Below are 25,359 nucleotides of genomic sequence, written 5' to 3'. Positions count from 1 at the left end.
CAAAATCGAAAGTCACTTGCAAAAAAGCATAGCTGTGCAGTTTATAACTACGTTACAAAATATTTTTATTGCACCTAAAAAACGACTCAGTTCACATTTTAAAACCTTCAAGTTACCGGGTTCAAAAAACCATTCAGTGACATTTCTTTAATAATACTTACAATAAACTACAGACATTTAAAAAAAATTAGATGCTGTCTGAAATTAGATAATTTTTATTCTTGGCCTATAAATATTATCGTCATGAATCTTCAAGGATGATCATCAATGACACAGCCTGGTTCAAGTTTTTCCCGATTTGTACGCAACCTCTGTCTTGTTACAGCCTGTTGTTTTACAGGTATGACTATGGCTCAAAACAATAAACCGAATACAGAAAAAATAAATTTGCAAAACTATCTGATTCAGGAACGCAATGAAGCAGGTTTAAAGGCAAAAACCATTCAAGTGGGTGAAATTAGCTGGGCATACAATGAAGGGGGTTCACGGCAAAAGCCGACCATTCTGCTTATTCATGGTTTAGCTGGAAATCGCGACAACTGGAATCGAGTGGCTCATTTTTTAACGCCTTACTATCATGTGATCATTCCCGACTTACCCAATAATGGTGAAACCAGAACGCCGGAAAATTTTGATGCTTCGGTGCCCAATGTGACAGAAAGCTTGCGCCGTTTTGTCGAAGCCATCGATGTAGAAGACAAATTGAATGTGGCAGGACATTCTTTTGGGGGATCGATTGCCACAGTCTATGCCTCACAATATCCATTTGATACGCAAAGCTTATTTCTGCTCAATAGCGCAGGTATTTATACCAAGGCCACTACCCGTTATTCCAAAGACCCCGTCACCCTTAAAAAGTTGATTGTGTCTAAACCTGGCGATCTGGAACAGGTGATGCATCGGGTCATGCAAAATCCACCTAGCTTGCCCAATGCCTTAAAATCTGCACAAGAGAATTACCTGATTACTCAAGCAGCAAAGAATGACAAACTGATTGATCAGCTGGTGGCACTAAATCGAATTTATACGCCAGAATCCTTTGCCCGTCTTACCCGAACGGTAGAAGCACCAACCCTGATTCTTTGGGGCAAACAGGACAAAATTATTAATGTTGAAGTGGCAAATGAATTAAAATCGTTATTGAAACGCGCTGAGGCTCCTGTCATCCTTAATAATGTTGGACATATGCCAATTCTGGAAGCAGAGCAAGAAGTAGCAGCATATTATTTACCTTTTCTTGCCAAAACCCAGAAGATGAAAAACCCGCTTGCGGATAAACTCATTCCATTAAATTAAATTTTTCGAGACAGTATGCAAAAACATCCGGTGATTGAGCAGTTGATTGAAGCTCATCTTGACTTTTTAGAACAAGAGTTTTCACATACTGCCACTATTGAAACTGAATTTCTAAATTTTTATCAATGGTTTAGAAAACAACCACTACAACAGATCTGGTCTTTTGAACAAATTAATGCGCTGCTGCAAAAACAGATTTTAGCCACTCCAGCAAGTAGCTTTTTAATTGAACAGATTAGCGAGCATCTACGTTTTGCTTTGGTTCATCCCCTCAATGAGAGCACTAAAATCGCAGATGTCATTCCGGTTTTAACCATCGACAAGATTGCCCAATATGTAGCAAGCAAAAGTGCTCACCGTCAGCGTTTAATTAAAACCGTGGTCAATAATCCTGCCTTTTCCGCCATGATTACCCAGCTGATTCAACACTCGATTCAAGACTATGTGGATAATTCCGTGATGGCAAAACGGGTTCCTGGCGTGTCACGTTTTATGAAAATGGGCAAATCGGTTTTGGAAACCGTCACCGATTCAAATCTGGATGAAACTATCGCGCATTATTTACAGAAGAATATCTTAAAACTCAGCCAGATGAGCGAGCATGTTCTCAATCAGCATTTTGACGACGAAAAGCTCTATCATTTTCAGGCCAACCTTTGGCATAAAATTAAGGATATGCCTTTAACGGTACTGAAAAATTATATTGAAGTTCAGGATCTGTCTAATACGGTCAGTATGGGTCATGAAATCTGGGATCATATTCGTCAAACGGATTATTTAAAACAGCAAGTCCATGATGGCGTGTATGCCTGGTACATCCGTAACCAGGAACGCCCTTTCGACCTATTACTGCGTGACCTCAATATTGATGAAGCCTTGATTCAACACGAATTACAGCAGTTGTTAGCCCCTGTCGTGCAAAAACTGGTTTCATCTGCATATCTACGTGAACGTGCCAGAGTATATTTAGAGAAATTTTATTATGCGGAAACAGCACAGAAAATTTTAAATCTGGATGCTTAATTTCCAGTTATAAAAAAAGCCGCATGATGCGGCTTTTTTTATTTAATTCATTAGAAATTAGCGACAAAACTAATGCCATAATGACGACCATCTAAAACCTGTTCGCCATCTGCATCTTCTGCTTTTTCATCCAGAATATTATAAACGCCAAATTTTCCTTTTAAGCTTGGGGTAAACTGGTAGTTAAAACCCACATCCAGAAATTGATATGCAGGTGTCGGATCAGACATTGAGGCACGGCCCAAATAAGAAGACGTTTCACTACGATAATGCAAGCGTGTCCAGACATCCAAAGCATCGTTGATATCATAATCTACGGTTGCATTAAACATATGCTTTGGCATTTGATTTAAAGGCTGGCCTTTTAAATCCCCTGATTTTTGCTCGGTTTCTGTATAGGTGTAATTGGTATTGAGATTCACACCCTCAGCAAGCTCAGTTTCAAATGAAGCCTCCACACCTTGCATGGTCGCTTCATCTACATTAATGCGTGAACTGATAAAGTTCCATAAGCGGACATTACCCGTTGCAGCCTCAATACGACCAAATGGGTCTACGCATGCCCATGTTGCCGAGTTGCTATTGCTGCCATTTGGAGAAGAACAATCACGAACTTCAGTGATTTTATCTTTATATTCAGTATAGAATGCGGTTAAAGATGCTTTAGACTTATTACCCTGCCATACGGTGCCAAGTTCATAACTTAAAGATTTTTCCGGTGTTAAATCGTCATTCCCCATTATAAAGGCACTGCCTTTACCGGTTACAGAATGTACATCACTTGATGATTGTCGCAAGTCGGGTTGTTTGTAGCCAGTAGATACCCCTCCCTTAAATGTCCAAGCACCTGTCGGGTTGTACACCCCATATAAACGAGGTGAAAAATTGCCATCATAATTTTCATCGTGATCGTAACGCAAACCTGTAGTTAAGTTAAAAGTATCGGTAATTGACCAGGTATCTTCAGCAAAAACTGCAAATCCCCAGCGCTCTAATTCAGTTACAGGCATCTCTAGATTTTGATTAGTTGCGCTATCAACCAATGATTCGTTTTTAAAATATAGGCCTGTAATTAAATTATGATTACTTAACTGCCAATTCCATTGGGTATTGGCCAGCCAGGTTTCAAGTTCAATTCCGCTTAAACCTGAAGTCGTATTTTTACGATCCGGATTTTTTGATTTTTCATATTGAAGATAAGAACTGCTATTCAGTACATCATTATATCGGCCATTATGAGTTAAACCAAATACTTGACGATAATTTCGACCGTATGAATCTGTACCTGTACTTAGGATTGTTTTTCCAGCTGTTGATTCAGATTCCTGCTTTGTGAAATTCGCGTCAAACTCTAAATCATGATTATCATTGATTAAATAAGTCAGTCTGGAATTTAGACTTTCAACTTCCGTACCCCGGAAGCCGCCTACATAGCTGTCTTCTTCACGCTTTTGCTTATTCACTCCAAGCTGCATACCCAGTTTATTTTCAATTAAAGGGCCGGCTAGATATATCGAACCATTTTGGATATCTCCAGAATTATTCGAATCCTGTAAAACCGTTCCTAGTTCAGCTGTTCCCGACCATTCATCACTGACTTTTTTGGTAATAATATTGATTACTCCACCCATAGCATCACTTCCATATAAAGTAGATGCAGGTCCACGAATCACTTCAATACGTTCAATCGATGCAACCGGCGGCAAGATATTTTTTTCAAATCCGCTGTCATCTCCATTCGGATTCACATCTTTAGAATATTGACGTTTACCATTAACCAAAAATAATGTGTAACTTGAACCCATACCACGAATACTGACCGTTTGTGCAGAACCTGCTCCAGAAATCACCACCCCCGGCGTATTTCTGAGGACATCAGTAATATCATTGTATTGTCGCGCTTCTAGTTCTTCCTTGGTAATCACAGTCATTGATGCAGGAGCTTTGCTTACATCCTGTTCATAACCTGCCGCTGTAACGACTATTGTTTCTAACTTGACCGGCTCAGAAACAGAAGATGTGCTTTGATCAGCTGCAAATGTAACTGAAGCAATAACAGATAAAATTGAAAGTGAGAGTACAGATCGAACAATACGCTTGGTCATTCAAGTTCCCCAAGAGGCGAAATAATGGATAAATAATGCAATTTTCGTTGCACAGTGTAACAAAATTCAAACTTAATGCAATTAATTATGATAATTATTCTCATTATTATTTTAACGAAAGATAAAAAATAACCTCCTAAATGGAGGTTATTTTTTACATTATTCAGGCTTATTTAAAATAAGCACCTTCGGTGTTGCTGTGGTCAGTTTGATCCACTACACGTACCAATTCAGGCACATGCTGTTTCAAGGTAGTTTCAACACCCTGTTTCAAGGTCAGGTCAATAGATGAACAGCCCTGGCAACCGCCACCAAATTTCAGTACCGCAGTTAAACCGTGTTCTTCATCTTCAACCACTTCAACCAGCGCACAGTTACCACCATGTCCTGCAAGTCCCGGATTAATTTCAGATTGAAGTACATAGGTAATACGCTCTTCTACTGATGCATCTGGACCTACGCGTGGCACTTTTGAATTTGGTGCACGGAATGTCAACTGACCACCAAAGCGGTCTTTATTGTAGTCAATCACGGCATCCAACAGATACGGAATAGACGGTGTATCAATAAATGCAGGGAAATCTGGGTAGTCCTGTTTATAGTCAGTTGGGACAACTTCGTCAGGTGCACTGTATGCCATACAACATTCAGCACGTGGTGTACCAGGATTTTCCACAAACACACGCACCCCAATGCCTGGTGTGTTTTGCTTTTCTAACAAATCCTTTAAATACTCTTGAGCAGTCGGAGTAATCAATAAGTTTGGAATCTCTTCTGCAACTGCAGTGCTGGTGTTCTCAGTCGACATCACAATATTTCCTCAAGCTGAAGTATCCATTTTAACTGAAGATGCGGGGTAATTTAATAAATTCAACTAAAATTGTCGGATTTATTGTGAAAGTTCAACTTAAGCCGCCATTTAATGGCATTATGAACAATAGATTTTGAAATGTAGAACTTGCTTTTATGTTGGATTTACCTTTTAACCATACCGTTACGCTGATTATTATTACCTTGATTATCTCGCTGATTGCGTTTTCAAACCAGAATGTCATGAGCCGACTCATTTTCTGGCCACCAGCGATGCAGCGTGGACAATATGATCGTTTTATTACTCATGGTTTTGTGCATGCGGATGGGGCTCACCTGTTATTTAACATGATTACCCTGTTCTTTTTTGGCAGCGTCATTGAAAGTTTTTATCGGCAATATATGTACGATTTAGGCTTTGTGCTGTTTTATTTGGGCGGGTTGATTGCAGCGATTATTCCAAGTTATTTAAAACATAAAAATGATCATCGCTGGGCCAGTTTAGGCGCTTCTGGTGCAGTATCAGCGGTGCTGTTTGCCTATATTTTATTTGAACCGTGGAAATTGATCTTTGTATTTTTTATTCCTGTACCGGCGATTATTTTTGCTGTACTTTATGTCGCTTATAGCGTCTGGTCAGGTAAACGTGGCAACTCCAATATTAACCATAGTGCGCATTTATGGGGCGCAGCTTATGGAGTAATCATGACCATCATTATTGAACCACGGCTTATTGGCCACTTTTTGAATAAATTGATGCAGTTTCCTTTTTAATTAAACGTATGTTTCGGAGCGGAATAACTTGGTATTTAGATTTTAAAAAATTTATAGGGTTTGCCAAATAAAGAACTCTAAAATATTTATATGTTAAGGAGCTGAAAAGCTCCTTTTTTGCTGCTTATTTTCAATAAAGATTTACATAATTTTGTCATTAAATGCTACCCCTCAAATCAATTTGGCATAGATAATGTAGACATCTGTATATTAATGCGCAAAAAAAAGAGATCTTTTGCATGTCCACTTCATTAAATGGTCTTCAATTCCCGATCAATCCCCACAGCAAAAAAGCCAGTACCACCCAAACAGGCAAGGAAATTATTGCTGAAGCCCTGTCTATCGTTGACAACAAGTCATCCATGAATGCACTTGCTGAAAAAAATTGGCGCAAACACTATCCCATCTACTTCAAAGCCTTGGTAGAACAGGGTATTCGCACCATCAACAATTCTATTACCATTGCCAAGCAAGGCTTGCATAAAGCTCATCATAGCTTTGACTTTTATCGTGATGGTCAGCGCTATTTACTTAAAGACATTATGAAAGATGTCGATACTGCCACTTTGTATACCATTCAGCTCAAAGGTGAAAATGATACTGCACCAGAATGGTATGTACCTTATAAAGGCCAAAAGTTACAAGGTCAGGCTTTACTGGATCAAATCCAGATCTGGCAAGATGCAGGCATTATCGAAAGCAGTCATGCCGATGCCTTACGTAGCGCACAGGCACATCCGGAATGGTTTGATCTTTCTGACCGTACCATGGTGCTATTTGGTGCAGGCTCTGAAGCGGGTCCACTGACCTGGCTGGCACGCTGGAAAGCCAATATTATTGCTGTTGATTTACCCAATACCCGGGTGTGGGACAGAATCTTAAACACCATTCAGCAAGGTAACGCTACACTTTATGCTCCTTGTACAGAAAAATTGGCAGAAGATACTTCCAGCACTGTGCTGAAAGAAAAATTAGGCGCAGATTTACTCACCCAAACCCCTGAAATTGCCCACTGGTTAAGCCAAAGTGAGCATCAGCTTGACCTGGCTGCGATTGCCTATCTTGATGGTGAAAAGCATGTCCGTGTTGCCATGGCCATGGATAGCATTATCGAATATGTCAGTGAGCAAAAGGCCGATACCAGCTTAATGTTTATGTGCACGCCAACCGATGTCTATGCCATTCCGAAGGAAGTGGTAGAAGCATCTTATGACAAGTTCCACTGTCGCTCCAAAGTGCGTCAGCTTATGAGTAAAGGTATTTCAGCTATTACCGCCAAGCGCTTTTTCCAGCAGAATCTACATATGCTCATTCCTTCCGACAATGGTCAGGAATATGGCATTGCGGACTGTCTGGTGGTCGAGCAAGGCCCAAACTATGCTTTGGCCAAGCGTATCCAGCAGTGGCGTGCAACACTGGCGCGTCATTATGGACAACGGGTCAGTATCAATATTGCACCGTCTACCACGACCCATTCAGTGACCAAAAATCCGTTATTGAAAGCGGCCTTCAATGGTGCCAGCCTGTTTGATGTTGAATCCTTTCACCCTGAAACTACCAATGCGCTTATGGCTGCTTTGTGGATTTATGACCTGCGCCATCCTGAATCGGTTGCCAACCCGGAAACTCATCTGGATCATCCGCTGGAACTGATGATGAAAGGCGCCAACCATGGCGGATTGTGGCGTGTGCCTTATTTGGCCCGCACTGCTCTGCCTTTTGCCGCACTGTATGGCTTTGCCAACGAAAAATTGCCGATTAAGAAGGTGCTACGCAAGATAAAGAAATAATCACAAGGCTTCCCCTCTTCTTTAGATGGGAAGTATGACTTTAAACCAAGGTGCAAGTGAAGGTCAAACAAAGACAAATGAAGGATATATGCAGTTTGATTTTCTTTTCATAACAAAGCACTAAAAGACATAAAAAAACGCTGCAATTGCAGCGTTTTTTGTTTCTAACAGAAGTCTTAAACGAACTGTAAGAATAACCAGTACAAACCACCAGATAAACAAATAGTCGCTGGTAAAGTGAAGACCCATGCCGATAAAATCGTACGCACCATTTGTAAATTCAAACCTGATTTATTGGCTACCATGGTACCTGCAACTGCACTGTTCAAAACGTGTGTTGTCGATACAGGCATACCCAAACCATCAGCAGCAGCAATCGTTGTCATAGCAACAAGTTCAGCTGACATGCCTTGACCATAAGTCATATGGTTTTTACCAATACGCTCACCTACAGTTACCACAATACGTTTCCAGCCAACCATCGTACCCAGACCTAATGCCAGGGCAACAGCCACTTTCACCCAGGTTGGAATGTATTGCAGGAATGAATCCAGGTTTTTACGATATTCTTTAACTAACTTGCTTTGATCTTTTGACATTTCAGGAAGCTGCTCAGCTTTATCTAAACGCTTAAACGCAGTAGTACTGAGATACATATCATTGCGGATCGCAGAAACTTCAGCCTCTGGAATAGTGTGAATATCACCATATTTGGCAACACGTTCACCTAAATGATCTGTCAAGCTCGCTAAAGCAGGAACCACTTCAGGATTCACTTCTTTGGTTTGAATATATTTGGTAATGACAGCACGTGCCTGATCATCCGTAATATTTTCATGCTGCGGATAAATAGCAGTAGCCGTTTGCTGAGACAATTGCTCAAAAGACTGAATATGTGCACTGTCTAAATTCTTATTTAAAGAATAAGCCAAAGGTACACAACCAATCAAAATCAGCATAATCAAGCCCATGCCCTTTTGACCGTCATTTGAACCATGCGCGAAACTCACACCGGTACAAGTGAAAATCAAAATCGCACGAATCAAAGGCGGTGGCGGCTTATTACCTTCAGGCGGATGAAAGAGCTCCAACTGTTTACGGAAAATTTTTTTCACCAGTAAAAACAGGACTGCAGCAAAAGCAAAACCAATCAGCGGAGAAAACAGCAGTGCTTTACCTACTTTCATCACTTGCTCCATATCTACGCCGCTTGCGCCAGCGCCTGAATGAAGCAGGTAATTCATAATACCCACACCTAAAATCGAACCGATTAGGGTATGTGAGCTCGATGCCGGAATACCTAAAAACCAGGTACCTAAATTCCAGAGAATCGCAGCGATCAGCATGGCAAAAACCATGGCAAAGCCTGCTCCAGAACCGACATTCATAATCAGCTCTACAGGCAATAAAGCAATAATGCCGTAAGCGACGGCACCACTTGCCACCATCACCCCAAGGAAGTTACAGAAGCCTGCCCACATTACTGCAACAGGTGCAGATAAGGCATTGGTATAAATAACAGTTGCGACTGCATTGGCCGTGTCATGAAAACCATTAACAAATTCAAAGCCTAAAGCAATTAATAAAGCAGTCGCTAAAAGAATAACGGAATATAAACTTAATGCTGGAACATGCGCCAAATCGGTTGAAAGTTGAAAACCGATATACACTAAAGTTGAAATAATAACCGTGAGAAACACCGGCATAAAAAATTTCGGCGTAGCAACATGCACATTCGTCGATTTCGCTGGTGCTGATGGCACCTGATCTTGGACGGGAGGAATATTAGAATTCATGCAGACGGTTCAAAGGGATAATAAAATCCCCTTATTGTTCAATTTAATTGTGACAATTATATGACAAAACGGTGTCATATAAAGCAGTTTTTCATACTTTATTTACTATTATGCACTCACCAAAACCCACCGAATTATTTAATTTTAATAAAATAAATCAATTAGTTAACATACATAATCCACTATTATTTATTTTGAAAATCAATGTTTCAGCTTATCTGATATAAATTCATATTTATTGTCACATTTGCTCCTGCGTATCACCTATTTTCCATCATGCCTGATTAATATGACAAATTCGTGAAGCATTCCAAGCATTTATATTAAACACACCTGTCAATAAATATGTCTATTTATTCAACAACCTAATACATAGTGCATACCCCTTGCCTGCGAATATCAATAAAACTGGATTGAATTCTGTTAATATATTTGCCGATTTTATATTCCATCGGATTGGGGTTATTTATGTCCACGCTTGCCACCCTAAAAGAGCTGCTCGCTCAACGGATTCTGATTATTGATGGTGCTATGGGCACCATGATTCAGCGTCATAAACTCGAAGAAGCCGACTACCGTGGTGAGCGTTTTGCTGACTGGGCATCTGACCTGAAAGGCAACAATGACCTTTTGGTGTTGACCCAACCTCACATCATTCAAGGTATTCACGAAGCCTACCTTGAAGCTGGTGCCGACATTATTGAAACTAACAGTTTCAACGGTACACGTGTTTCTATGTCGGATTACCACATGGAAGATCTTGTCCCTGAGATTAACCGTGAAGCAGCACGTATTGCTAAAGAAGCATGTTTGAAATATTCAACACCAGACAAACCGCGCTTTGTTGCCGGTGTGCTTGGGCCAACGTCACGTACCTGTTCGATTTCACCCAACGTAAATGACCCAGCGTTCCGTAACATCACATTTGATGCGCTGAAAGAAAACTATATTGAAGCTGCGCATGCCCTGATTGAAGGCGGTGCGGACATTCTACTCATTGAAACCGTATTCGATACACTGAACTGTAAAGCGGCAATCTTTGCAGTCAAAGAAGTGTTCAACCAAATTGGCTATGAATTGCCATTGATGATTTCAGGCACGATTACCGATGCTTCAGGCCGTACATTGACAGGTCAAACTGCAGAAGCGTTCTGGAACTCTGTTCGTCATGGTGATTTATTGTCGATTGGTTTTAACTGTGCGCTGGGCGCAGATGCGATGCGTCCACACGTCAAAACCATCTCTGATGTTGCCGATACTTTTGTTTCTGCCCATCCAAACGCAGGCTTGCCAAATGCCTTCGGTGGTTATGATGAAACCCCTGAAGAAACGGCTGCATTTATTAAAGAATTTGCAGAAAGCGGTTTGATTAACATTACCGGCGGCTGCTGTGGTACAACGCCAGATCACATCCGTGCGATTTACAATGCAGTAAAAGACATCAAACCGCGTCAAGTGCCTGAAACTAAACCAGCTTGTCGTTTAAGTGGTCTTGAACCGTTCAACATTACTGAAGAATCACTCTTTGTGAACGTCGGTGAACGTACCAACGTAACCGGTTCTAAAAAATTCTTACGTCTTATCCGTGAAGAAAACTTTGCTGAAGCACTTGAAGTTGCACAGCAGCAAGTTGAAGCCGGTGCACAGGTCATCGACATCAACATGGATGAAGGCATGCTCGATTCACAAGGTGCAATGGTGCACTTCCTGAATCTTGTGGCATCTGAGCCTGAAATTTCACGTGTGCCAATCATGATTGACTCTTCAAAATGGGAAATCATTGAAGCAGGCTTGAAATGCGTACAGGGTAAACCGGTTGTTAACTCGATTTCTCTGAAAGAAGGTTATGACGAGTTTGTACATAAAGCGCGTTTATGCCGTCAGTACGGTGCTGCAATCATTGTCATGGCTTTTGATGAGAAAGGTCAGGCGGATACTGCAGAACGCAAACGTGAAATCTGTAAGCGTTCTTATGATGTCTTAGTCAATGAAGTGGGCTTCCCTGCTGAAGACATCATCTTTGACCCGAACGTGTTTGCGGTGGCAACCGGTATTGAAGAACACAACAACTATGCTGTGGATTTCATTGAAGCAACAGGTTGGATTAAGCAAAACTTGCCGCATGCGATGATTTCAGGCGGTGTATCAAACGTATCGTTCTCATTCCGTGGCAACGAACCTGTTCGTGAAGCGATTCACTCGGTATTCCTATACCATGCCATCAAGCAAGGCATGACCATGGGTATCGTCAACGCAGGTCAAATGGCGATTTACGATGATATTGACCCTGAGCTAAAAGCTGCGGTTGAAGATGTGATCTTGAACCAAAACCAAGGTGAGAGCCAGCATGATGCAACTGAAAAACTATTAGAAGTTGCTGAAAAATTCCGTGGTCAAGGCGCTGCGCAAAAACAAGTAGAAAACTTGGAATGGCGTGAGCTTCCTGTGGAAAAACGTCTTGAGCATGCCCTAGTCAAAGGTATCACTACATTTATTGATGAAGATACCGAAGAAGCACGCTTAAAAGCCAAGCGTCCGCTCGATGTGATTGAAGGTCCACTGATGGACGGTATGAACGTGGTTGGTGACCTGTTCGGTTCGGGTAAAATGTTCCTGCCGCAAGTGGTGAAATCTGCACGTGTCATGAAGCAAGCTGTGGCTTGGTTGAACCCGTACATTGAAGCGGAAAAATCTGGCGGTGAGTCTAAAGGTAAAGTGTTGATGGCAACCGTTAAAGGTGACGTGCACGATATCGGTAAGAACATTGTCGGCGTTGTGCTGGGCTGTAACGGTTATGACATCATCGACCTTGGCGTGATGGTGCCTTGCGAGAAGATTCTGCAAACGGCGATTGATGAGAAAGTCGACATTATCGGTCTTTCTGGTCTGATTACACCGTCACTGGATGAAATGGTGTTCGTTGCCAAAGAAATGCAGCGTAAAGGCTTCAATGTACCGTTGATGATTGGCGGTGCAACGACGTCTAAAGCGCATACTGCAGTGAAAATTGACCCGCAATATTCAAATGACGCGGTCATTTACGTTGCCGATGCGTCTCGTGCTGTAGGTGTGGCTACAACTTTACTGTCTAAAGAAATGAAGCCAAAATTTGTTGAAGACACTCGCGCTGAATATGAAAAAGTGCGTGAGCGTATTGCCAACAAACAGCCTAAAGCAGCGAAGCTGACTTATGCAGAATCGATTGAAAATGGCTTAAAAATTGACTTTGCAGCGAATAAGCCTGCGAAGCCAAACTTTATTGGTACGCAAACACTGACCAATTATCCTTTGGAAACTTTGGTTGAGTACTTCGACTGGACACCATTCTTCATTTCCTGGAGCTTGGCAGGTAAATTCCCTGCGATTCTGAAAGATGAAGTGGTGGGTGAAGCAGCAACTGATTTGTACAATCAAGCACAAGAGATGTTGAAAGACATCATCGACAACAAACGCTTTGATGCGCGTGCCGTGTTTGGTATCTACCCTGCCAACCGTTCAGGTGCAGATTCGGTTGAAGTGTATAGCGAAGATGGTCAATCGGTAACGCATACGTTCCAGCATATTCGTCAGCAGTCTGACAAAGTCACTGGCAAACCAAACTTGTCATTGGCAGACTTTGTTGCGCCTAAAGGCGTTGCAGAGGATTACTTGGGCGGTTTCACTGTGTCGATCTTCGGTGCAGAAGAAATGGCAAATGAATTCAAAGCCAAAGGTGATGACTACTCTGCGATTCTTGCGCAATCTTTGGGTGACCGTTTTGCCGAAGCCTTTGCCGAGCACTTGCATGAACGCATCCGTAAAGAGTTCTGGGGCAACCAGGCATCTGAACAGTTGTCGAATGAAGAGTTGATTAAAGAGAAGTATGTCGGTATCCGCCCTGCACCGGGTTACCCTGCTTGTCCTGAGCACTCTGAAAAAGCGCCATTGTTTGACTGGTTAGGTTCAACGGACAAAATTGGTACATTCTTAACTTCAAGTTTTGCAATGTGGCCACCTTCATCTGTGAGTGGTTTCTACTATGCAAACCCTGAGTCGCAGTACTTTAACGTGGGTAAAATCGCAGGCGATCAGCTTGAGGATTATGCGAAGCGTAAAGGCTGGACACTGGATGAAGCGAAACGTTGGTTAGCGCCTAATTTGGATGATTCGGTGGTTTAATCCCCCCTAACCCCCCTTTAATAAAAGGGGGAAAATCCATTTTTATCGAATTAAAAAATCCCCTCAAGTGAGGGGATTTTTTGTTTTTAAATCTCCCCTAACCCCTCTTTTTCAAAGAGGGGGATGTTATGTGATTATATAAATCACGTGACAGCTCCTCCCTTTTTAAAGGGAGGTTGGGAGGGATTTAATTGACAAATTTTTTAAACATCGTTAATTTAAATATTATTACGGGCTATACCGCCTTGAATTACTTAATATAAGTAGCCTACATCCATTGGTCTTATTAGGGCTAGTACCCTTGTAATTCATGATTACTGAATAAATAGTAATTGAGTACTAACCATCGTTAGAGCATTGTCTTGCGCTGGAATCTAATTTACTGCCAATGCGCCCCGCACCAATACAAAAATTTTCTTGTATTGCGATATCGTAGAGACTAGAACGAGTTGCGGCATTTAAAACTTTAAGGAGTTTTTATGCCTGTTCGTCAAACTGCGCTAAAAGAACAAACTTTATCTCAATACAAAAATCATTCTTATGAATTTCTTTTGCTTTCTTGGCTATTAAGTGATGGCTGGGATGCAAGTATGCCTAGCTTAGATGTCTACGCTAAAACTGATATCCAAATTCTCGATGGACGTACTCTTTATCGAATTCAGGTTAAGAGCTTAGATTCTGCCAATGACAATATTCTTGTCGAAAATAAATGGGAAGATGCTGATATTGATTATGTCGTTTATTTTTCTAGGAATGCGGAATGGGGTTATATTGTTCCAGCATTTAAAGAAAAGCGACGAAATTTAAAATCACTAAATCACATCCGATTTCATCAACACCCTACTAATTTTTTGAAGGCATTTTCTAAATGTTAATCCCTCCTAACCTCCCTTTAAAAAGGGAGGAACAACATTAATCCAAGACCATCATAAGATTCACGAAAAGTCCCCCTTTATCAAAGGGGGATTTAGGGGGATTCTTCCTGAATAAATTGATAAATCCTTTCAATTATACTATCTAAATGGTTGATCATCTGCCCATTATCAAATCTCAATACTCTTAATCCCAGCTGAGCTAAAGTTTCATCCCGAATTTGATCTGCTTCTAATCCTTCTTCTGTATAGTGCTGACTGCCATCACACTCAATCACCAAATTGGCTGCTGGGCAGTAAAAATCTACGATGTAATTCAAAATTGGCTTTTGTCGATAAAACTGCAAACCTAAAATTTGCTTGCCACGCAGTTTTGACCAAAATAATTTCTCAGCTTCAGTCATATTGTTGCGCAAGTCACGAGAGGCTTGTTTTAAGTTTTTATTGTAGGGTTTCATTTTTATTCTTCTATTTTTATATTTTTAATCCCTCCTCCGCCCCTTTCTTGCACTTCGTTTTATAGCAGTGCTTTAAAATTTGTTCAGGGAGGAACTGTCACGTAATTCTTTTAATCACAAAAAGAATCAAATGAGAAACTACTAAAAGTATAGGTCGGAAATTTGCGCAGCTCTTTGCAGCTTATGATCAGGAATCCCGAGCAATACAAGCTTAAACAGCAGGCTTTAAGTTTAACTCTAAATAATTCCGTACCTGATTGCGCCCCTTCTTTTTAGCCAGATATAAGGCCCGGTCTGCCATACGAATGGTGTGTTCTTTTTTGGCATTTTCCTGTGCAAGTGCGACTCCAAAACTTGCACTGGTTTTTAAAACTTCCCCTGTTTCCAGTTCAAATTCTTCCTGTTCAATAATTTTGCGACAGCGTTCAGCAATCTCGATTGCCTGCTGCAAATTTTGATCCTTTAAAATCAAGATAAACTCCTCACCACCAAAACGCCCTACCACATCCTGTATCCTTGTTGTGGTACATAAAATTGTCGCCACACGCTGTAGAACAGCATCTCCTACTTCATGACCATAATCATCATTAATTTTTTTGAAGTAGTCCAAATCCAGCAACACCACGGCATAGGTTGCTTTTTTCTTGCTTTCCAAAGTACTGAGCTGTTCACCAATATAACGACGATTAAATACATTGGTCAGCGCATCGGTCTGACTCATTTTCTTAATCTTCATTTCACGCCGGCGCCACTGCGAAAGCAAAATTTCAAAAAACAAAATCGAAGTGAGCAAAATGGGAAGATAAACCTCAGCCATACTTTTGATCCAGAACGGATTGTGATAAAACTCACTATGGGTCAGGGTGTCACTAAACACAGGGGCATAACGGATTAGCCCATTAAAAGTTAAATAGCTGATAACAATGGTAAAAATAGAAGCAAAAATGGCGACGCTATAAATTATTTTGCGTGAATAATAGACCAGGCCAATCAGCACAATATTGACGAACCCGGCTATGGTTGCAGGGCTATACATTCCCACGGTATAGCCTGCATAAATCATCACGGCACCAAAAAACATCGGTGAAAAATAAGCAATAAAAATACGGAATTTTGCATTGTGCTTATATCTGTGGCTGAGCACAATCATGCCGATAAAAATGATTAAGGTGGTGACTACAGTGGTAATACGGACGAAAAAAAAGTCATGATTAATCCAGACCCGATTGTCTTCTGAATAACAACTAAACAGATACCATTTAATCGCACTGACTTGGCAAAATGCTCCAAAAAAGCAGAGCAATATGCCCTTATCGAAATTGGACCAGTTAATAATTAAATGATCAGATTCAAATAAATGAAACTTGAACCTGCCCCAATAATGCAAAATCAGCCTAGGTATTTTTTTAAAAAAGTTCATGTTCGTTAGGAGTATCTTTATAATTTATAAATTTTTTTATTACCCCCCAAATTATACCAATAGTACAAAAATTAAACAATTTATGCTTATGTCCTGTCGATAAACAGCACCCCATCCAGATGGTCCACTTCATGCTGCACAATTCGGGCGGGAAAACCGCTCAAAGTCATTTCTACCCCTACACCGTCCAAAGTGAAATATCGCAGTTTAATAGTTTCAGCACGCGCAACTTGCCCACGCTCATTCGGTACACTTAAACAGCCTTCTTCACCTAAAATAGTCAGTTCAGATTTTTCCAAAATTTCAGGATTGACCATCACCAGTGCATCCATTTCAGGTGCATCGGGATAACGAAGATTCGGCCGTGATGCCACGATAATCACCCGTTTTGACACATAGACCTGAGGTGCAGCAATACCTACCCCGTTTCGTTCCAGCATGGTGGCATACATGGCTGCTGCAAGTTCCTTTAACCATGGGCTATTCAGCTCAGTCCTTGCCACTTCTGCCGCCTTTAAAGTCAAAATGCTTTCGCCACGCTGGGCAACAGCTAAAATGGTGCTCATAAATTCATTCCTCCCTGGAGGATAACTCTCAGCTTCATCTGTTTTTAATTCAATATCCTGTATAAATATTAGTCCTAAAAAGCGCTCTGATATATTCAGTTTTAATATGTCTATAGCACATTTATGAACAATTCAGGCAGTCTGAAACAGCAAATGTTTTAAGCCCATTTTAATTTGGCTTATTTATCATTCGCCGAATCTCTTGATGAATAAAAAATATGAATACAGCTCAGCTTCTTCTCGGGGTGGTTTTTAGTTCTATAGGCTTAGGCTATTTTTTGTATGGAAAAAAGCAAAAGGTTATTGTGCCGTGGATCTGTGGCTTAGTCCTGATGGTTTTCCCTTATTTTATAGAAAATACTGGCATATTAACCACAATCGGTATCCTGCTCTCTATCGCGCCTTACTTTATCCGGCTTTAATTGAGCGATAAATCATGTTTATTTATAAAATGAAAATGCCTTGGGTTTTGAGCATACCGATGCGTTTAATATATAAAAACAGCGATCATCATGCAAAGGCTTGATTCGTATTATTACAAGCTGATTGGCAGACTGCGTGAGAACAAGAAAAGTGATTTTATTGAGTTATCTGGTTAAAGATTAAGTACAAAAAAGCCCTTCAGTTGAAGGGCTTTTTATTGATTAAGCTAGTAAATTTTTCTTTAACTCATCTTCAACAATCTGGATTTCCAGCTGACTAAATTTACGAATTTCAGTTTCGGCATGTCTTTCCAACATACCCGCAATCAAGGGAATTTTAATCTTGACATGCCAATTCAGACTAATGTGAATTTGCTGCTCATCACCCGTCACCAGACGTTCACAGTCTGCTTCTAAAGGCACATTTGCACCCAATTTTATGCTTGAAGTTAAAGCTGCCAAATCCGTGATATCGGTACGCTTGACTCGAAATGCATCTTTAAAGAATTTTTTCGCCATATCCGGAATATTGATATCCAGATTATAAGCACGACGTAAAGTGTAAATATCACCACTCATTTTAGACTCAATAATTTCCAGTTTTTCACCTGGTATACGTCTGCACACTGCTTCATGTAAGGCAGTATTTGCTACAAGTCGTTTGAACTGATCGATTGAAACACCCTGAATTGTAGAATTCACAGTAAAACGATGTGCCATATTTTATAATCCTTTATTTTTCTAGTGGTTATTTTTAACAATTCTAAACCATTTGATCATCACTGATCTAGCCTATTTTGTATAGCTGTTTATTTAATTGAATTTACCAGATGCTGTCATTGACCATCTATACCGCACTATTCTGCATAGATGCCACAGTAAATAGTCGTTTTTTCACCACAGGAAATACGGAGAAAATGACCTCGATATTCAATGATGATATCAAACTGTTCAGCGCCATCATCCAGACCTGTCGCGGTCCAAATCGTGCCTTTGGGAAAATCCTGCAACCAGGCCGCTTTATAAAAGTCAGAAACGGAATCGAAGTTGATATATTTTTCTGGCTCGGCTTGAATTCGGCCTGCCAGTTCATCAAACCTGTGCAACTGGTATTGAGCAAAGTCGATCAGCATTCCTCACTCCTTCAGCGTTTAGACACCCTTGAACTGAGTCAAAGCCTGTTTCTTTTTCACCTGTTCCCACTGCCACCAGCCAAACGCAGCCAAACCCACAAAAGCAGCATACAAACCGGCAGTTAAGAATAGGTCCTTATAAATAAACATACCGACATAAATAATATCGACAAAAACCCACAATACCCAGGTGGCAATATGTTTACGGCTGGTCCAATAGGTAGCCAACAGACTGAATGCAGCCAGTTGTGAATCCAGCATTGGTACGGCGGCATCGGTAAAATGTTTTAGCGTTAAACCAAAAATCAACCCACCAATCGCGGCCAGTAGCATCTGGAAAATGACCGCTTTTTTTGCGATCGGCTCAATCCGAATTTCATGATCTTGCTGCTTGCCCTTCAGCCAGTGATAGAAACCGTAAAAGTTCACGCCTATGAAAAAGAACTGTAATATGGTTTCGCCATAGAGCTTAAATTGATAAAAAAGATAGGCATACAGTACAAAGGCTGCAAAGTTAAACCACCAGCACCACATATTGCGTTTAATGGTGAGTGTCACCCCGATAAGACTAATAATAACCGCAACAATTTCTAAAGGTGACATGGCAATAATCAAACAGCTAAAGAGTGTTGCTATTATGAAAAAAAAAGCCCTGAACGCAAGTTAAATTATCCCTATTTTGTCCCATTGCTCACCAATCACCACAGCGCTTTTACCTTCTGATTTTCTCATTACCACAGCAATTGAAAATGTGACTGCACAGGTTTGACAGTTTTCTAACAATCGTTTAAAAACTTATTAAATGATCAATATGGAAGAATAAAAATGTCACAACAACAAGGAAAAGTCAGCCGGGAAATCCGTGGGTCTCTGTTCCTGATTGGTCTCGACCGTGCTGCAAAAAGAAATGCCTTTGATAGCCATATGATTCATGACCTGTCACTGGCCTTAACTGAATATGAAGATCACCCGGAATTGCGTTGCGCGGTCATTTTTGCCCATGGCGATCATTTTACTGCCGGGCTGGATCTGGTCGAATTACAACCCAAACTGGAAACAGGTGTATTTGATTTTGATCCTGAGCAAATTAATCCCTGGGGCACGACTTCAAGAGCACGCAAGAAACCGGTGATTGTGGCCGTACAAGGGATTTGTTATACCGCAGGCATTGAGTTGATGCTGAATGCCGATATAGTTATTGCGCAGGATAATTGCCAGTTCGCGCAAATGGAAGTGCAGCGTGGCATTTTACCCTTTGGTGGTGCTACCGTCCGTTTTGTACAGGCCGCAGGCTGGTCTAAAGCCATGCGCTATTTACTGACCGGGGATCATTTTGATGCAGCAACCGCACTGGATTTAAACCTGATTACTGAAATCAGCACTGAACCGCCACTGCAACGTGCCATCGAACTGGCTGAACATATTGCCCAGGCTGCCCCGCTGGCTGTACAAGCCACACTGGCTTCCGCCAAAGAGGCCGCGGAGCATGGGGCTGAAACTGCTTTTGCCCATTTACAGCAACATCTGACTCCTTTGCTCAAAACTCAGGATGTGCAAGAAGGTGTCATGGCAATGCTGCAACGTCGCGCGCCTGAATTTAAAGGCCGCTAATTAAACAGCTAACAGTCTAAATCCAATAACAACACGAGTTTGCCATGCCACATTACAAGCAGAAATTACAAAACAGCCATTTTAGTGTCAGCTCACATTCCTTTCCGGCTATAGATGATTATTCATTAAAGGGAACCCTCTACACACCAGAACATGACACCAAAGCCAATATTGTGCTGTCCAGCGCAACCGGGGTTCCGCAGGAGTTTTATCGCCGCTTTGCCGAATATATGACCCAGTTTGGTTATCAAGTGCTGACTTTTGATTACCGTGGTGTGGGACAATCGGCTCCTGCCAGCCTAAAAGGTTTTAAGATGTCTTATCTGGATTGGGGAGCATTAGACCTAGCTGGGGCAATTGACTATCTGGCACAGGATCAGCTGCCTATTTTTATGGTCGGTCATTCCTATGGCGGGCAAGCGCTGGGATTAACGCCAAATCATGATAAGGTCATTGCCATGTATTGCTTTGGTACTGGTGCCGGCTGGCATGGTTATATGCCTTTTAAAGAAAAAGTCAAAGTTCAGGTGATCTGGAACATTGTGTTCCCGCCGATGGTTGCGTTCAAAGGTTATTTGCCCTGGAGCAAACTGAAAATGGGTGCAGATTTACCGATTGATGTTTATAAACAGTGGCGCAAATGGTGTAAAAATCCGACCTACTTCTTTGCCGACCCCGAGCAGCAGCTTTTAATCGAGAAATATGCACAAGTCAAAACACCTATTTATGCCGTTTCTGCACTGGATGATGACTGGGCTTTGCCGAATTCACGCTATGCCTTTATGCAGCACTACCGACAAGCACCTATGCAATTTATCAATATTTCTGCAGGCGATTATGACCTAAAACACATTGGCCATATGGGTTATTTTCGTCAGGGTGCAGAAAAAATCTGGGATGAAATAGACCGTACTTTCGATCAACACCTTGCCCAGCAAAACGGATAGAGACTAAATACAGATGCGCCCACAGAAACTGAGCCGGGAACAAATTTTAAAGACTTGTGCCCTGCAATTTAAACGTCATGGCTATGCCGCAACCAGTATGGAGATTTTGGCTCAAGCCTGTGGACTGAGCAAAGCCTCTTTTTACTATTACTACCCCAGTAAAGAAGCGTTATTGATGGATGTTCTGGAACTGACCAGACAGTATTTAAATAGCCATTTGTTTAAGCTGAACCAGCAAGATGAAATTTCCATCAGCCAACAGTTCGAGCAAATGCATGAACGTGCCATCCAGTTTTTTAGTGATAAAGTCAAAGGCTGTTTAATCGGGATTATTTCAATTGAAACACGCTATCAGTCTGAGCAGATTGTAGAAAAAATCCGCCTGATCTTTCAGGATTGGCAAATGGCGTTTTATCAATTATTTAAAATGCAGCTTGCAGAACATGAGGCACAAATTTTGGCAAAACAAAGTCTGGCCGATTATGAAGGGGCAATTTTAATGTATCGCCTCAATGATGACCTGTTTTATCTGGATCAGGTCAAGCAACGCATTTTAAAACAGCTGATATAAAAGCATCTAATGCTTGAATTTAAACTAAAGCAAACTCAATTTAAGGGCAGCCGCTTCAGTCAGGCACGACTATGCTGTTCCTTGAATTCACACTTATGCTCACAACCAAAACGGTCAATATGAGTATAAAACACCCCATAACGTCCGACATAATATTCTAAAGACTGGTCATAGAAGGTCCAGTAAATTGACCACTCACCTAAGTCCAGCTTACGAATCCGGGTTTGGGCTTTGGCGGGCAATTTTTTTAAGATGCCTTCTTGAACCACAATGGCTTGACTTAAATTACGTTCAGTCAAATGGCGTTCAAAAAACATCTGGCAAACATCATCAAACAGCTGTTGTTCATATTCCTCTACTTCATCTACCCTGACTTCCGGTTTGGACGCGGGCTGTGCCGAGGTCGCATCAGGTTTGATTAAATCGGCGAGCTGCTTGATTCTGAATTGCTGTGAATGTTGATTGATCTGAATTTTTAAAAATATTTTCCAAAGGACCAGTAGTCCAATGCCAATACATAACCCCAAGAGTATTTTCACCATAGCGTCACTCTCATGAATGAATAAATAATTATTATTTTTATATTATATAAACAATTTGAACAAAAATTACACAACTTTTAAAATATTGTGTTATAAAAAATGCAGATTCCATGGAATTTTTTCATGTTCCCTATTTCTTCATATGCTCAACATACGCTTGTCACTTGCCTCGCTTTGGACCTTCAGGTCAACAAGGCCAGTTTACGACGTGTAGCATTTTTGCATGAGGTGCCTTGGAATCTGTACCCTGATGATGATTTAAAATAAATCACTCACCCCAATACCCCAAGGTCGCCTCAGTAGCGGCCTTTTTTATTGCCTAAAAACAAGGAAAAAGCTGATGAATCATCCTATTAATAAAAATGGATTCCCCTCTCCACTGTCCCAGCCGGTTGTAGCTCCTTTTAGCCCAAACTCACGCTTCGCTACAGCCGGTCAATTTGCTACTGTGGTGCTGATCTGGTCACTCACTCCACTTGCAGCCGTCTGGACAGTACATGAAATTCATTGGGCGTGGGGCTTATTTATCCGATTCAGCCTGGCCATTCCAATTGCCCTGGCGTGTCAGGCCTATTTCAGAGTCAGACTGCCATTACACCCGCAAGCTTTACTCAGTTATGCCGCAGGTGCACTCGGCCTGTTTGCATCCATGACCTTTTGCTATATGGGGGCATCCAAGGTCCCTTCCACGGTGATTTCAATCATCTATGGTAGTGCTCCCTTCGTCTCAGGATTACTGACCATTTATATTTTTCGCAGTGAAAAATTTAACGCCTATCAATGGCTAGGCTTGCTGATGGGTATGCTGGGACTGTATTTCGCACTGGGTTTAAATTCGCAAAATTTTCTCTTCGATATATTTGGCATCGGTTTGGAAATTATCGCCATGCTTTTATATGTGCTTTCTGCATTTGCGGTGCGCGCGGTTGCTGCAAATATCCATCCGATCAGTCAGATGACCGGTGCTACAATTGTGTCATGGCTGGGTTATTGTGGTTTATTACCCTTTTTCTGGTCAGAGATGCCCGATCAGCTGCTTTCTTTGTACAGCAGTATAGCGCTCGTCTATAGCGCAATATTTTCATCTGTACTGGCAATGATTTTTTATTATCAACTGCTCAATAAAGTCAAACCCACCACACTAATGCTAATGAACATCATTAGCCCGGTACTGGCCACGCTGTGGGGCACCTGGCTAAATCACGAAATGCTAAGTTCTCATTTTTACCTTGGGCTGCTATTACTATGTACTGGTTTAGCCTGCTATGCTTTGCGCGTACCTGGCAAATAGCCGATAAAATAAAACAGAAAATCCCGGGCTGGATGCCGACCCGGGATTTTCTAAATTCTGGACTCAGGTAAAAAGCTTTTATTCAATGTGAATAATTTTGCCGTGTTCGTCATAATGAACCACACTGACCTTTTGCTGCCGTCCCTGTTCAATATTTTCAACAGCCAAACCAAAATGCTGTCCATAATCGGAAATATTTTTGGCAGAGCTTGTCTGTACTATTTTAGCAGGCACAAAATTCGACCATAACAGCAAGGCCACAGCACAAGCCAATAATGCACTCACCCCATGTTCAATGCCCAAGCCAAAGGCAGAAAAAAGCTGATGGAACAGGTGCTGCTTTTGCAGGCTGACAATTCCCAACACAATCAGTAACGGTCGCCATAATAGCAACCATACCACCCACATCATGGCTGTAGAAGTATTTGATGCATAACGTTTATGCCAAGGCAAGCAATGACGTAAATCAATAATTAAAGGATTATTTTTCATGGATCACTTGCTCATTATTAGACGTTGAATTACGCATGCCCCGGTCGGGACTGACCCAGCGTGCACGCTGGCCAGCGCCACGTAACAATACTTTAGGGAATGCCACAATACTGGCCGTCAGGGTAATCAGCCAGAAAACGAATGGATACCAGATCATCCAGAAGTAATTTTTGCCCAGAGAATGTTCATAACGGCTGTCCATCCATTTACTCAGGGCAAACTGCAACAGACAGGTCACGCCCAAGAGCATGCCGGTACCATACGGTAAAAATGGCGAACTGATGCCCGATATGCCCAGTGGAACAACAAAATGCATTAACCAGAGAATGGCCATAAACAGCATGAGATAAGACCAGACCAGTGTCAGGATCAATTCACACAGCAATGGCCATAAAAAATTCAGTTTCGGTTGAAACAGCACATCGATATTTTTGATCAGCACCTGTGCACCGCCCATGGCCCAGCGCAATCGCTGTTTCCATAAGCCCTTGAATGTTTCCGGCATTAAAATCCACACCAGCGCATTCGGTTCAAAGTGAATATTCCAGCCCGCACGTTGCAACTTCCAGGTAATATCAATATCTTCCGTCAGCATGTCGAGTGACCAGTAGCCGACCTCATGCACCGCACTTTTACGAAAAGCGGTAATCACGCCAGAAACGGTAAACAGCCGACCAAAGCTACGTTGTGCCCGTTTAATCATGCCGACAATCGAAGAAAATTCTCCCACCTGAATACGCCCAATTAAGGTCGAACGGGTACGAATTCGCGGATTACCGGTGACCGCAGCCACGGTTGCATCTTGCAGAAAATGCCGTAACATCCAGGTCGCAGCATGCGGATCAAGCAAGGCATCACCATCAATGCCGAGCAAATATTCAGCATCGGTCAGCAAGCTTCCCGCCTGTAAGGCCATGGCTTTGCCCTGATTATGCGCCAAATGCACCACACGCAGTTTTTCATGCTGATCCGCCAGATGGTTGAGCACGGCTGCGGTGTTATCCGAACTGCCATCATTAATCGCGATGACTTCAAAGTGAGGATAATCCAGCGCCAGTGCATGACTCAGTGTTTCTTCAGCATTATCTCCCTCATTAAAGCAAGGCACCAGCACGGCCACCTTAGGATAATAAGGCAATGCCTCAGGCTGTTGATAGGGAGGATCCCGTCGCTCTTTCCAATAGAAAATCAGTGCACCGATCATCCATAAATACGACATAAATAATGGATAATAAAAGACAAAGTGCAATGCAGAATGCCAAAAATGCTGCAGCGTTGACAT

General features: G+C 41.7%; 23 protein-coding genes. 11 read left to right on the top strand and 12 right to left on the bottom strand.

Going from position 1 to position 25,359, the window contains the following annotated elements:
• The first annotated feature begins 342 nt into the window (after positions 1-342).
• On the top strand, positions 343-1,296 hold the full coding sequence (locus ACE01R_RS02205) for an alpha/beta fold hydrolase (protein WP_395545296.1): 954 nt from the start codon (positions 343-345) through the stop codon (positions 1,294-1,296).
• A 15-nt stretch (positions 1,297-1,311) separates the two neighbouring features.
• Positions 1,312-2,319 (top strand): hypothetical protein, encoded by a 1,008-nt coding sequence (locus ACE01R_RS02200; RefSeq protein WP_395544687.1) that lies wholly within the window; start codon positions 1,312-1,314, stop codon positions 2,317-2,319.
• A gap of 50 nt (positions 2,320-2,369) precedes the next feature.
• Here ACE01R_RS02200 and ACE01R_RS02195 read toward each other — a convergent pair whose 3' ends face one another.
• Together ACE01R_RS02195 and nfuA are read right to left on the bottom strand one after the other, a co-directional pair.
• On the bottom strand, positions 2,370-4,424 hold the full coding sequence (locus tag ACE01R_RS02195) for a TonB-dependent receptor domain-containing protein (RefSeq protein ID WP_395544684.1): 2,055 nt from the start codon (positions 4,422-4,424) through the stop codon (positions 2,370-2,372).
• 169 nt (positions 4,425-4,593) lie between these two features.
• On the bottom strand, positions 4,594-5,232 hold the full coding sequence (gene nfuA, locus ACE01R_RS02190) for a Fe-S biogenesis protein NfuA (protein WP_395544655.1): 639 nt from the start codon (positions 5,230-5,232) through the stop codon (positions 4,594-4,596).
• A gap of 158 nt (positions 5,233-5,390) precedes the next feature.
• Here nfuA and ACE01R_RS02185 point away from each other — a divergent pair, with 158 nt between their 5' ends.
• Together ACE01R_RS02185 and ACE01R_RS02180 are read left to right on the top strand one after the other, a co-directional pair.
• A complete protein-coding gene (locus ACE01R_RS02185; RefSeq protein WP_395544649.1) occupies positions 5,391-6,008 on the top strand; it encodes a rhomboid family intramembrane serine protease in 618 nt (205 codons plus the stop codon).
• Positions 6,009-6,247: 239 nt separating this feature from the next.
• The gene (locus ACE01R_RS02180; RefSeq protein ID WP_395544648.1) at positions 6,248-7,798 is read left to right on the top strand and encodes a hypothetical protein; all 1,551 of its coding nucleotides are present in this window, start codon (positions 6,248-6,250) and stop codon (positions 7,796-7,798) included.
• 176 nt (positions 7,799-7,974) lie between these two features.
• Here the strand turns inward: ACE01R_RS02180 and ACE01R_RS02175 are convergent, their stop codons facing one another.
• Positions 7,975-9,594, bottom strand: coding sequence for an inorganic phosphate transporter (locus ACE01R_RS02175; protein ID WP_395544647.1), 1,620 nt, complete (start codon positions 9,592-9,594; stop codon positions 7,975-7,977).
• A 468-nt stretch (positions 9,595-10,062) separates the two neighbouring features.
• Here ACE01R_RS02175 and metH point away from each other — a divergent pair, with 468 nt between their 5' ends.
• A complete protein-coding gene (metH, locus tag ACE01R_RS02170) occupies positions 10,063-13,752 on the top strand; it encodes a methionine synthase (protein WP_395544646.1) in 3,690 nt (1,229 codons plus the stop codon).
• Between the two features lie 479 nt (positions 13,753-14,231).
• Entirely contained in the window at positions 14,232-14,627 is a 396-nt protein-coding gene (locus ACE01R_RS02165; RefSeq protein ID WP_395544645.1) for a hypothetical protein, read from the top strand.
• 92 nt (positions 14,628-14,719) lie between these two features.
• Here ACE01R_RS02165 and ACE01R_RS02160 read toward each other — a convergent pair whose 3' ends face one another.
• The 3 genes from ACE01R_RS02160 to def form a co-directional block, all read right to left on the bottom strand.
• Positions 14,720-15,082, bottom strand: coding sequence for an endonuclease domain-containing protein (locus ACE01R_RS02160; protein ID WP_395544644.1), 363 nt, complete (start codon positions 15,080-15,082; stop codon positions 14,720-14,722).
• A gap of 211 nt (positions 15,083-15,293) precedes the next feature.
• Entirely contained in the window at positions 15,294-16,385 is a 1,092-nt protein-coding gene (locus ACE01R_RS02155; protein ID WP_395544643.1) for a GGDEF domain-containing protein, read from the bottom strand.
• 203 nt (positions 16,386-16,588) lie between these two features.
• Positions 16,589-17,068, bottom strand: coding sequence for a peptide deformylase (def, locus tag ACE01R_RS02150; protein ID WP_395544642.1), 480 nt, complete (start codon positions 17,066-17,068; stop codon positions 16,589-16,591).
• 218 nt (positions 17,069-17,286) lie between these two features.
• On the opposite strand from def, the gene ACE01R_RS02145 reads away from it, so the two are divergent.
• Entirely contained in the window at positions 17,287-17,490 is a 204-nt protein-coding gene (locus tag ACE01R_RS02145; RefSeq protein WP_395544641.1) for an amino acid transport protein, read from the top strand.
• Between the two features lie 222 nt (positions 17,491-17,712).
• Here ACE01R_RS02145 and ACE01R_RS02140 read toward each other — a convergent pair whose 3' ends face one another.
• From ACE01R_RS02140 to pnuC, 3 genes are all read right to left on the bottom strand, one after another.
• Positions 17,713-18,210 (bottom strand): DUF2505 family protein, encoded by a 498-nt coding sequence (locus ACE01R_RS02140; RefSeq protein WP_395544640.1) that lies wholly within the window; start codon positions 18,208-18,210, stop codon positions 17,713-17,715.
• Positions 18,211-18,347: 137 nt separating this feature from the next.
• On the bottom strand, positions 18,348-18,623 hold the full coding sequence (locus tag ACE01R_RS02135; protein ID WP_395544639.1) for a hypothetical protein: 276 nt from the start codon (positions 18,621-18,623) through the stop codon (positions 18,348-18,350).
• Positions 18,624-18,641: 18 nt separating this feature from the next.
• Complete coding sequence (gene pnuC / locus ACE01R_RS02130; RefSeq protein ID WP_395544638.1) at positions 18,642-19,226, bottom strand: nicotinamide riboside transporter PnuC; 585 nt, start codon at positions 19,224-19,226, stop codon at positions 18,642-18,644.
• A gap of 222 nt (positions 19,227-19,448) precedes the next feature.
• Between pnuC and ACE01R_RS02125 the strand changes: the two genes are divergently transcribed.
• The 3 genes from ACE01R_RS02125 to ACE01R_RS02115 are packed head-to-tail and all read left to right on the top strand — an operon-like array spanning position 19,449 to position 21,752.
• Positions 19,449-20,234: a crotonase/enoyl-CoA hydratase family protein gene (locus ACE01R_RS02125; protein WP_395544637.1), complete on the top strand. Its 786-nt coding sequence runs from the start codon at positions 19,449-19,451 to the stop codon at positions 20,232-20,234.
• A 44-nt stretch (positions 20,235-20,278) separates the two neighbouring features.
• On the top strand, positions 20,279-21,181 hold the full coding sequence (locus ACE01R_RS02120) for an alpha/beta fold hydrolase (protein ID WP_395544636.1): 903 nt from the start codon (positions 20,279-20,281) through the stop codon (positions 21,179-21,181).
• A gap of 13 nt (positions 21,182-21,194) precedes the next feature.
• Positions 21,195-21,752, top strand: a complete 558-nt coding sequence (locus ACE01R_RS02115; RefSeq protein WP_395544635.1) for a TetR/AcrR family transcriptional regulator — start codon at positions 21,195-21,197, stop codon at positions 21,750-21,752.
• Positions 21,753-21,811: 59 nt separating this feature from the next.
• On the opposite strand, the gene ACE01R_RS02110 is transcribed toward ACE01R_RS02115, so the two are convergent.
• Positions 21,812-22,294 (bottom strand): hypothetical protein, encoded by a 483-nt coding sequence (locus ACE01R_RS02110; RefSeq protein ID WP_395544634.1) that lies wholly within the window; start codon positions 22,292-22,294, stop codon positions 21,812-21,814.
• A gap of 340 nt (positions 22,295-22,634) precedes the next feature.
• On the opposite strand from ACE01R_RS02110, the gene ACE01R_RS02105 reads away from it, so the two are divergent.
• Complete coding sequence (locus ACE01R_RS02105; RefSeq protein WP_395544633.1) at positions 22,635-23,585, top strand: DMT family transporter; 951 nt, start codon at positions 22,635-22,637, stop codon at positions 23,583-23,585.
• A gap of 78 nt (positions 23,586-23,663) precedes the next feature.
• Here ACE01R_RS02105 and pgaD read toward each other — a convergent pair whose 3' ends face one another.
• Together pgaD and pgaC are read right to left on the bottom strand one after the other, a co-directional pair.
• Positions 23,664-24,077: a poly-beta-1,6-N-acetyl-D-glucosamine biosynthesis protein PgaD gene (pgaD, locus tag ACE01R_RS02100; protein ID WP_395544632.1), complete on the bottom strand. Its 414-nt coding sequence runs from the start codon at positions 24,075-24,077 to the stop codon at positions 23,664-23,666.
• Positions 24,067-25,359 (bottom strand): poly-beta-1,6-N-acetyl-D-glucosamine synthase, encoded by a 1,293-nt coding sequence (gene pgaC, locus ACE01R_RS02095; RefSeq protein ID WP_395544631.1) that lies wholly within the window; start codon positions 25,357-25,359, stop codon positions 24,067-24,069. The genes pgaD and pgaC overlap by 11 nt, the downstream gene beginning before the upstream one ends.

Origin of the sequence: Acinetobacter sp. BSP-28 (genome assembly GCF_044130285.1) — a bacterium.
Taxonomy (GTDB): Bacteria; Pseudomonadota; Gammaproteobacteria; order Pseudomonadales; family Moraxellaceae; genus Acinetobacter.
This window is presented reverse-complemented; position numbering and strand designations above follow the sequence as displayed.

Bases quoted from the DNA above. Each gene is read 5' to 3' on its own strand.
- ACE01R_RS02205 (WP_395545296.1), top strand. From the start codon at position 343: ATGACTATGGCTCAAAACAATAAACCGAATACAGAAAAAATAAATTTG.
- ACE01R_RS02200 (WP_395544687.1), top strand. From the start codon at position 1,312: ATGCAAAAACATCCGGTGATTGAGCAGTTGATTGAAGCTCATCTTGAC.
- ACE01R_RS02195 (WP_395544684.1), bottom strand. From the start codon at position 4,424: ATGACCAAGCGTATTGTTCGATCTGTACTCTCACTTTCAATTTTATCT.
- nfuA (WP_395544655.1), bottom strand. From the start codon at position 5,232: ATGTCGACTGAGAACACCAGCACTGCAGTTGCAGAAGAGATTCCAAAC.
- ACE01R_RS02185 (WP_395544649.1), top strand. From the start codon at position 5,391: ATGTTGGATTTACCTTTTAACCATACCGTTACGCTGATTATTATTACC.
- ACE01R_RS02180 (WP_395544648.1), top strand. From the start codon at position 6,248: ATGTCCACTTCATTAAATGGTCTTCAATTCCCGATCAATCCCCACAGC.
- ACE01R_RS02175 (WP_395544647.1), bottom strand. From the start codon at position 9,594: ATGAATTCTAATATTCCTCCCGTCCAAGATCAGGTGCCATCAGCACCA.
- metH (WP_395544646.1), top strand. From the start codon at position 10,063: ATGTCCACGCTTGCCACCCTAAAAGAGCTGCTCGCTCAACGGATTCTG.
- ACE01R_RS02165 (WP_395544645.1), top strand. From the start codon at position 14,232: ATGCCTGTTCGTCAAACTGCGCTAAAAGAACAAACTTTATCTCAATAC.
- ACE01R_RS02160 (WP_395544644.1), bottom strand. From the start codon at position 15,082: ATGAAACCCTACAATAAAAACTTAAAACAAGCCTCTCGTGACTTGCGC.
- def (WP_395544642.1), bottom strand. From the start codon at position 17,068: ATGAGCACCATTTTAGCTGTTGCCCAGCGTGGCGAAAGCATTTTGACT.
- ACE01R_RS02145 (WP_395544641.1), top strand. From the start codon at position 17,287: ATGAATACAGCTCAGCTTCTTCTCGGGGTGGTTTTTAGTTCTATAGGC.
- ACE01R_RS02140 (WP_395544640.1), bottom strand. From the start codon at position 18,210: ATGGCACATCGTTTTACTGTGAATTCTACAATTCAGGGTGTTTCAATC.
- ACE01R_RS02135 (WP_395544639.1), bottom strand. From the start codon at position 18,623: ATGCTGATCGACTTTGCTCAATACCAGTTGCACAGGTTTGATGAACTG.
- pnuC (WP_395544638.1), bottom strand. From the start codon at position 19,226: ATGTCACCTTTAGAAATTGTTGCGGTTATTATTAGTCTTATCGGGGTG.
- ACE01R_RS02125 (WP_395544637.1), top strand. From the start codon at position 19,449: ATGTCACAACAACAAGGAAAAGTCAGCCGGGAAATCCGTGGGTCTCTG.
- ACE01R_RS02120 (WP_395544636.1), top strand. From the start codon at position 20,279: ATGCCACATTACAAGCAGAAATTACAAAACAGCCATTTTAGTGTCAGC.
- ACE01R_RS02115 (WP_395544635.1), top strand. From the start codon at position 21,195: ATGCGCCCACAGAAACTGAGCCGGGAACAAATTTTAAAGACTTGTGCC.
- ACE01R_RS02110 (WP_395544634.1), bottom strand. From the start codon at position 22,294: ATGGTGAAAATACTCTTGGGGTTATGTATTGGCATTGGACTACTGGTC.
- ACE01R_RS02105 (WP_395544633.1), top strand. From the start codon at position 22,635: ATGAATCATCCTATTAATAAAAATGGATTCCCCTCTCCACTGTCCCAG.
- pgaD (WP_395544632.1), bottom strand. From the start codon at position 24,077: ATGAAAAATAATCCTTTAATTATTGATTTACGTCATTGCTTGCCTTGG.
- pgaC (WP_395544631.1), bottom strand. From the start codon at position 25,359: ATGTCAACGCTGCAGCATTTTTGGCATTCTGCATTGCACTTTGTCTTT.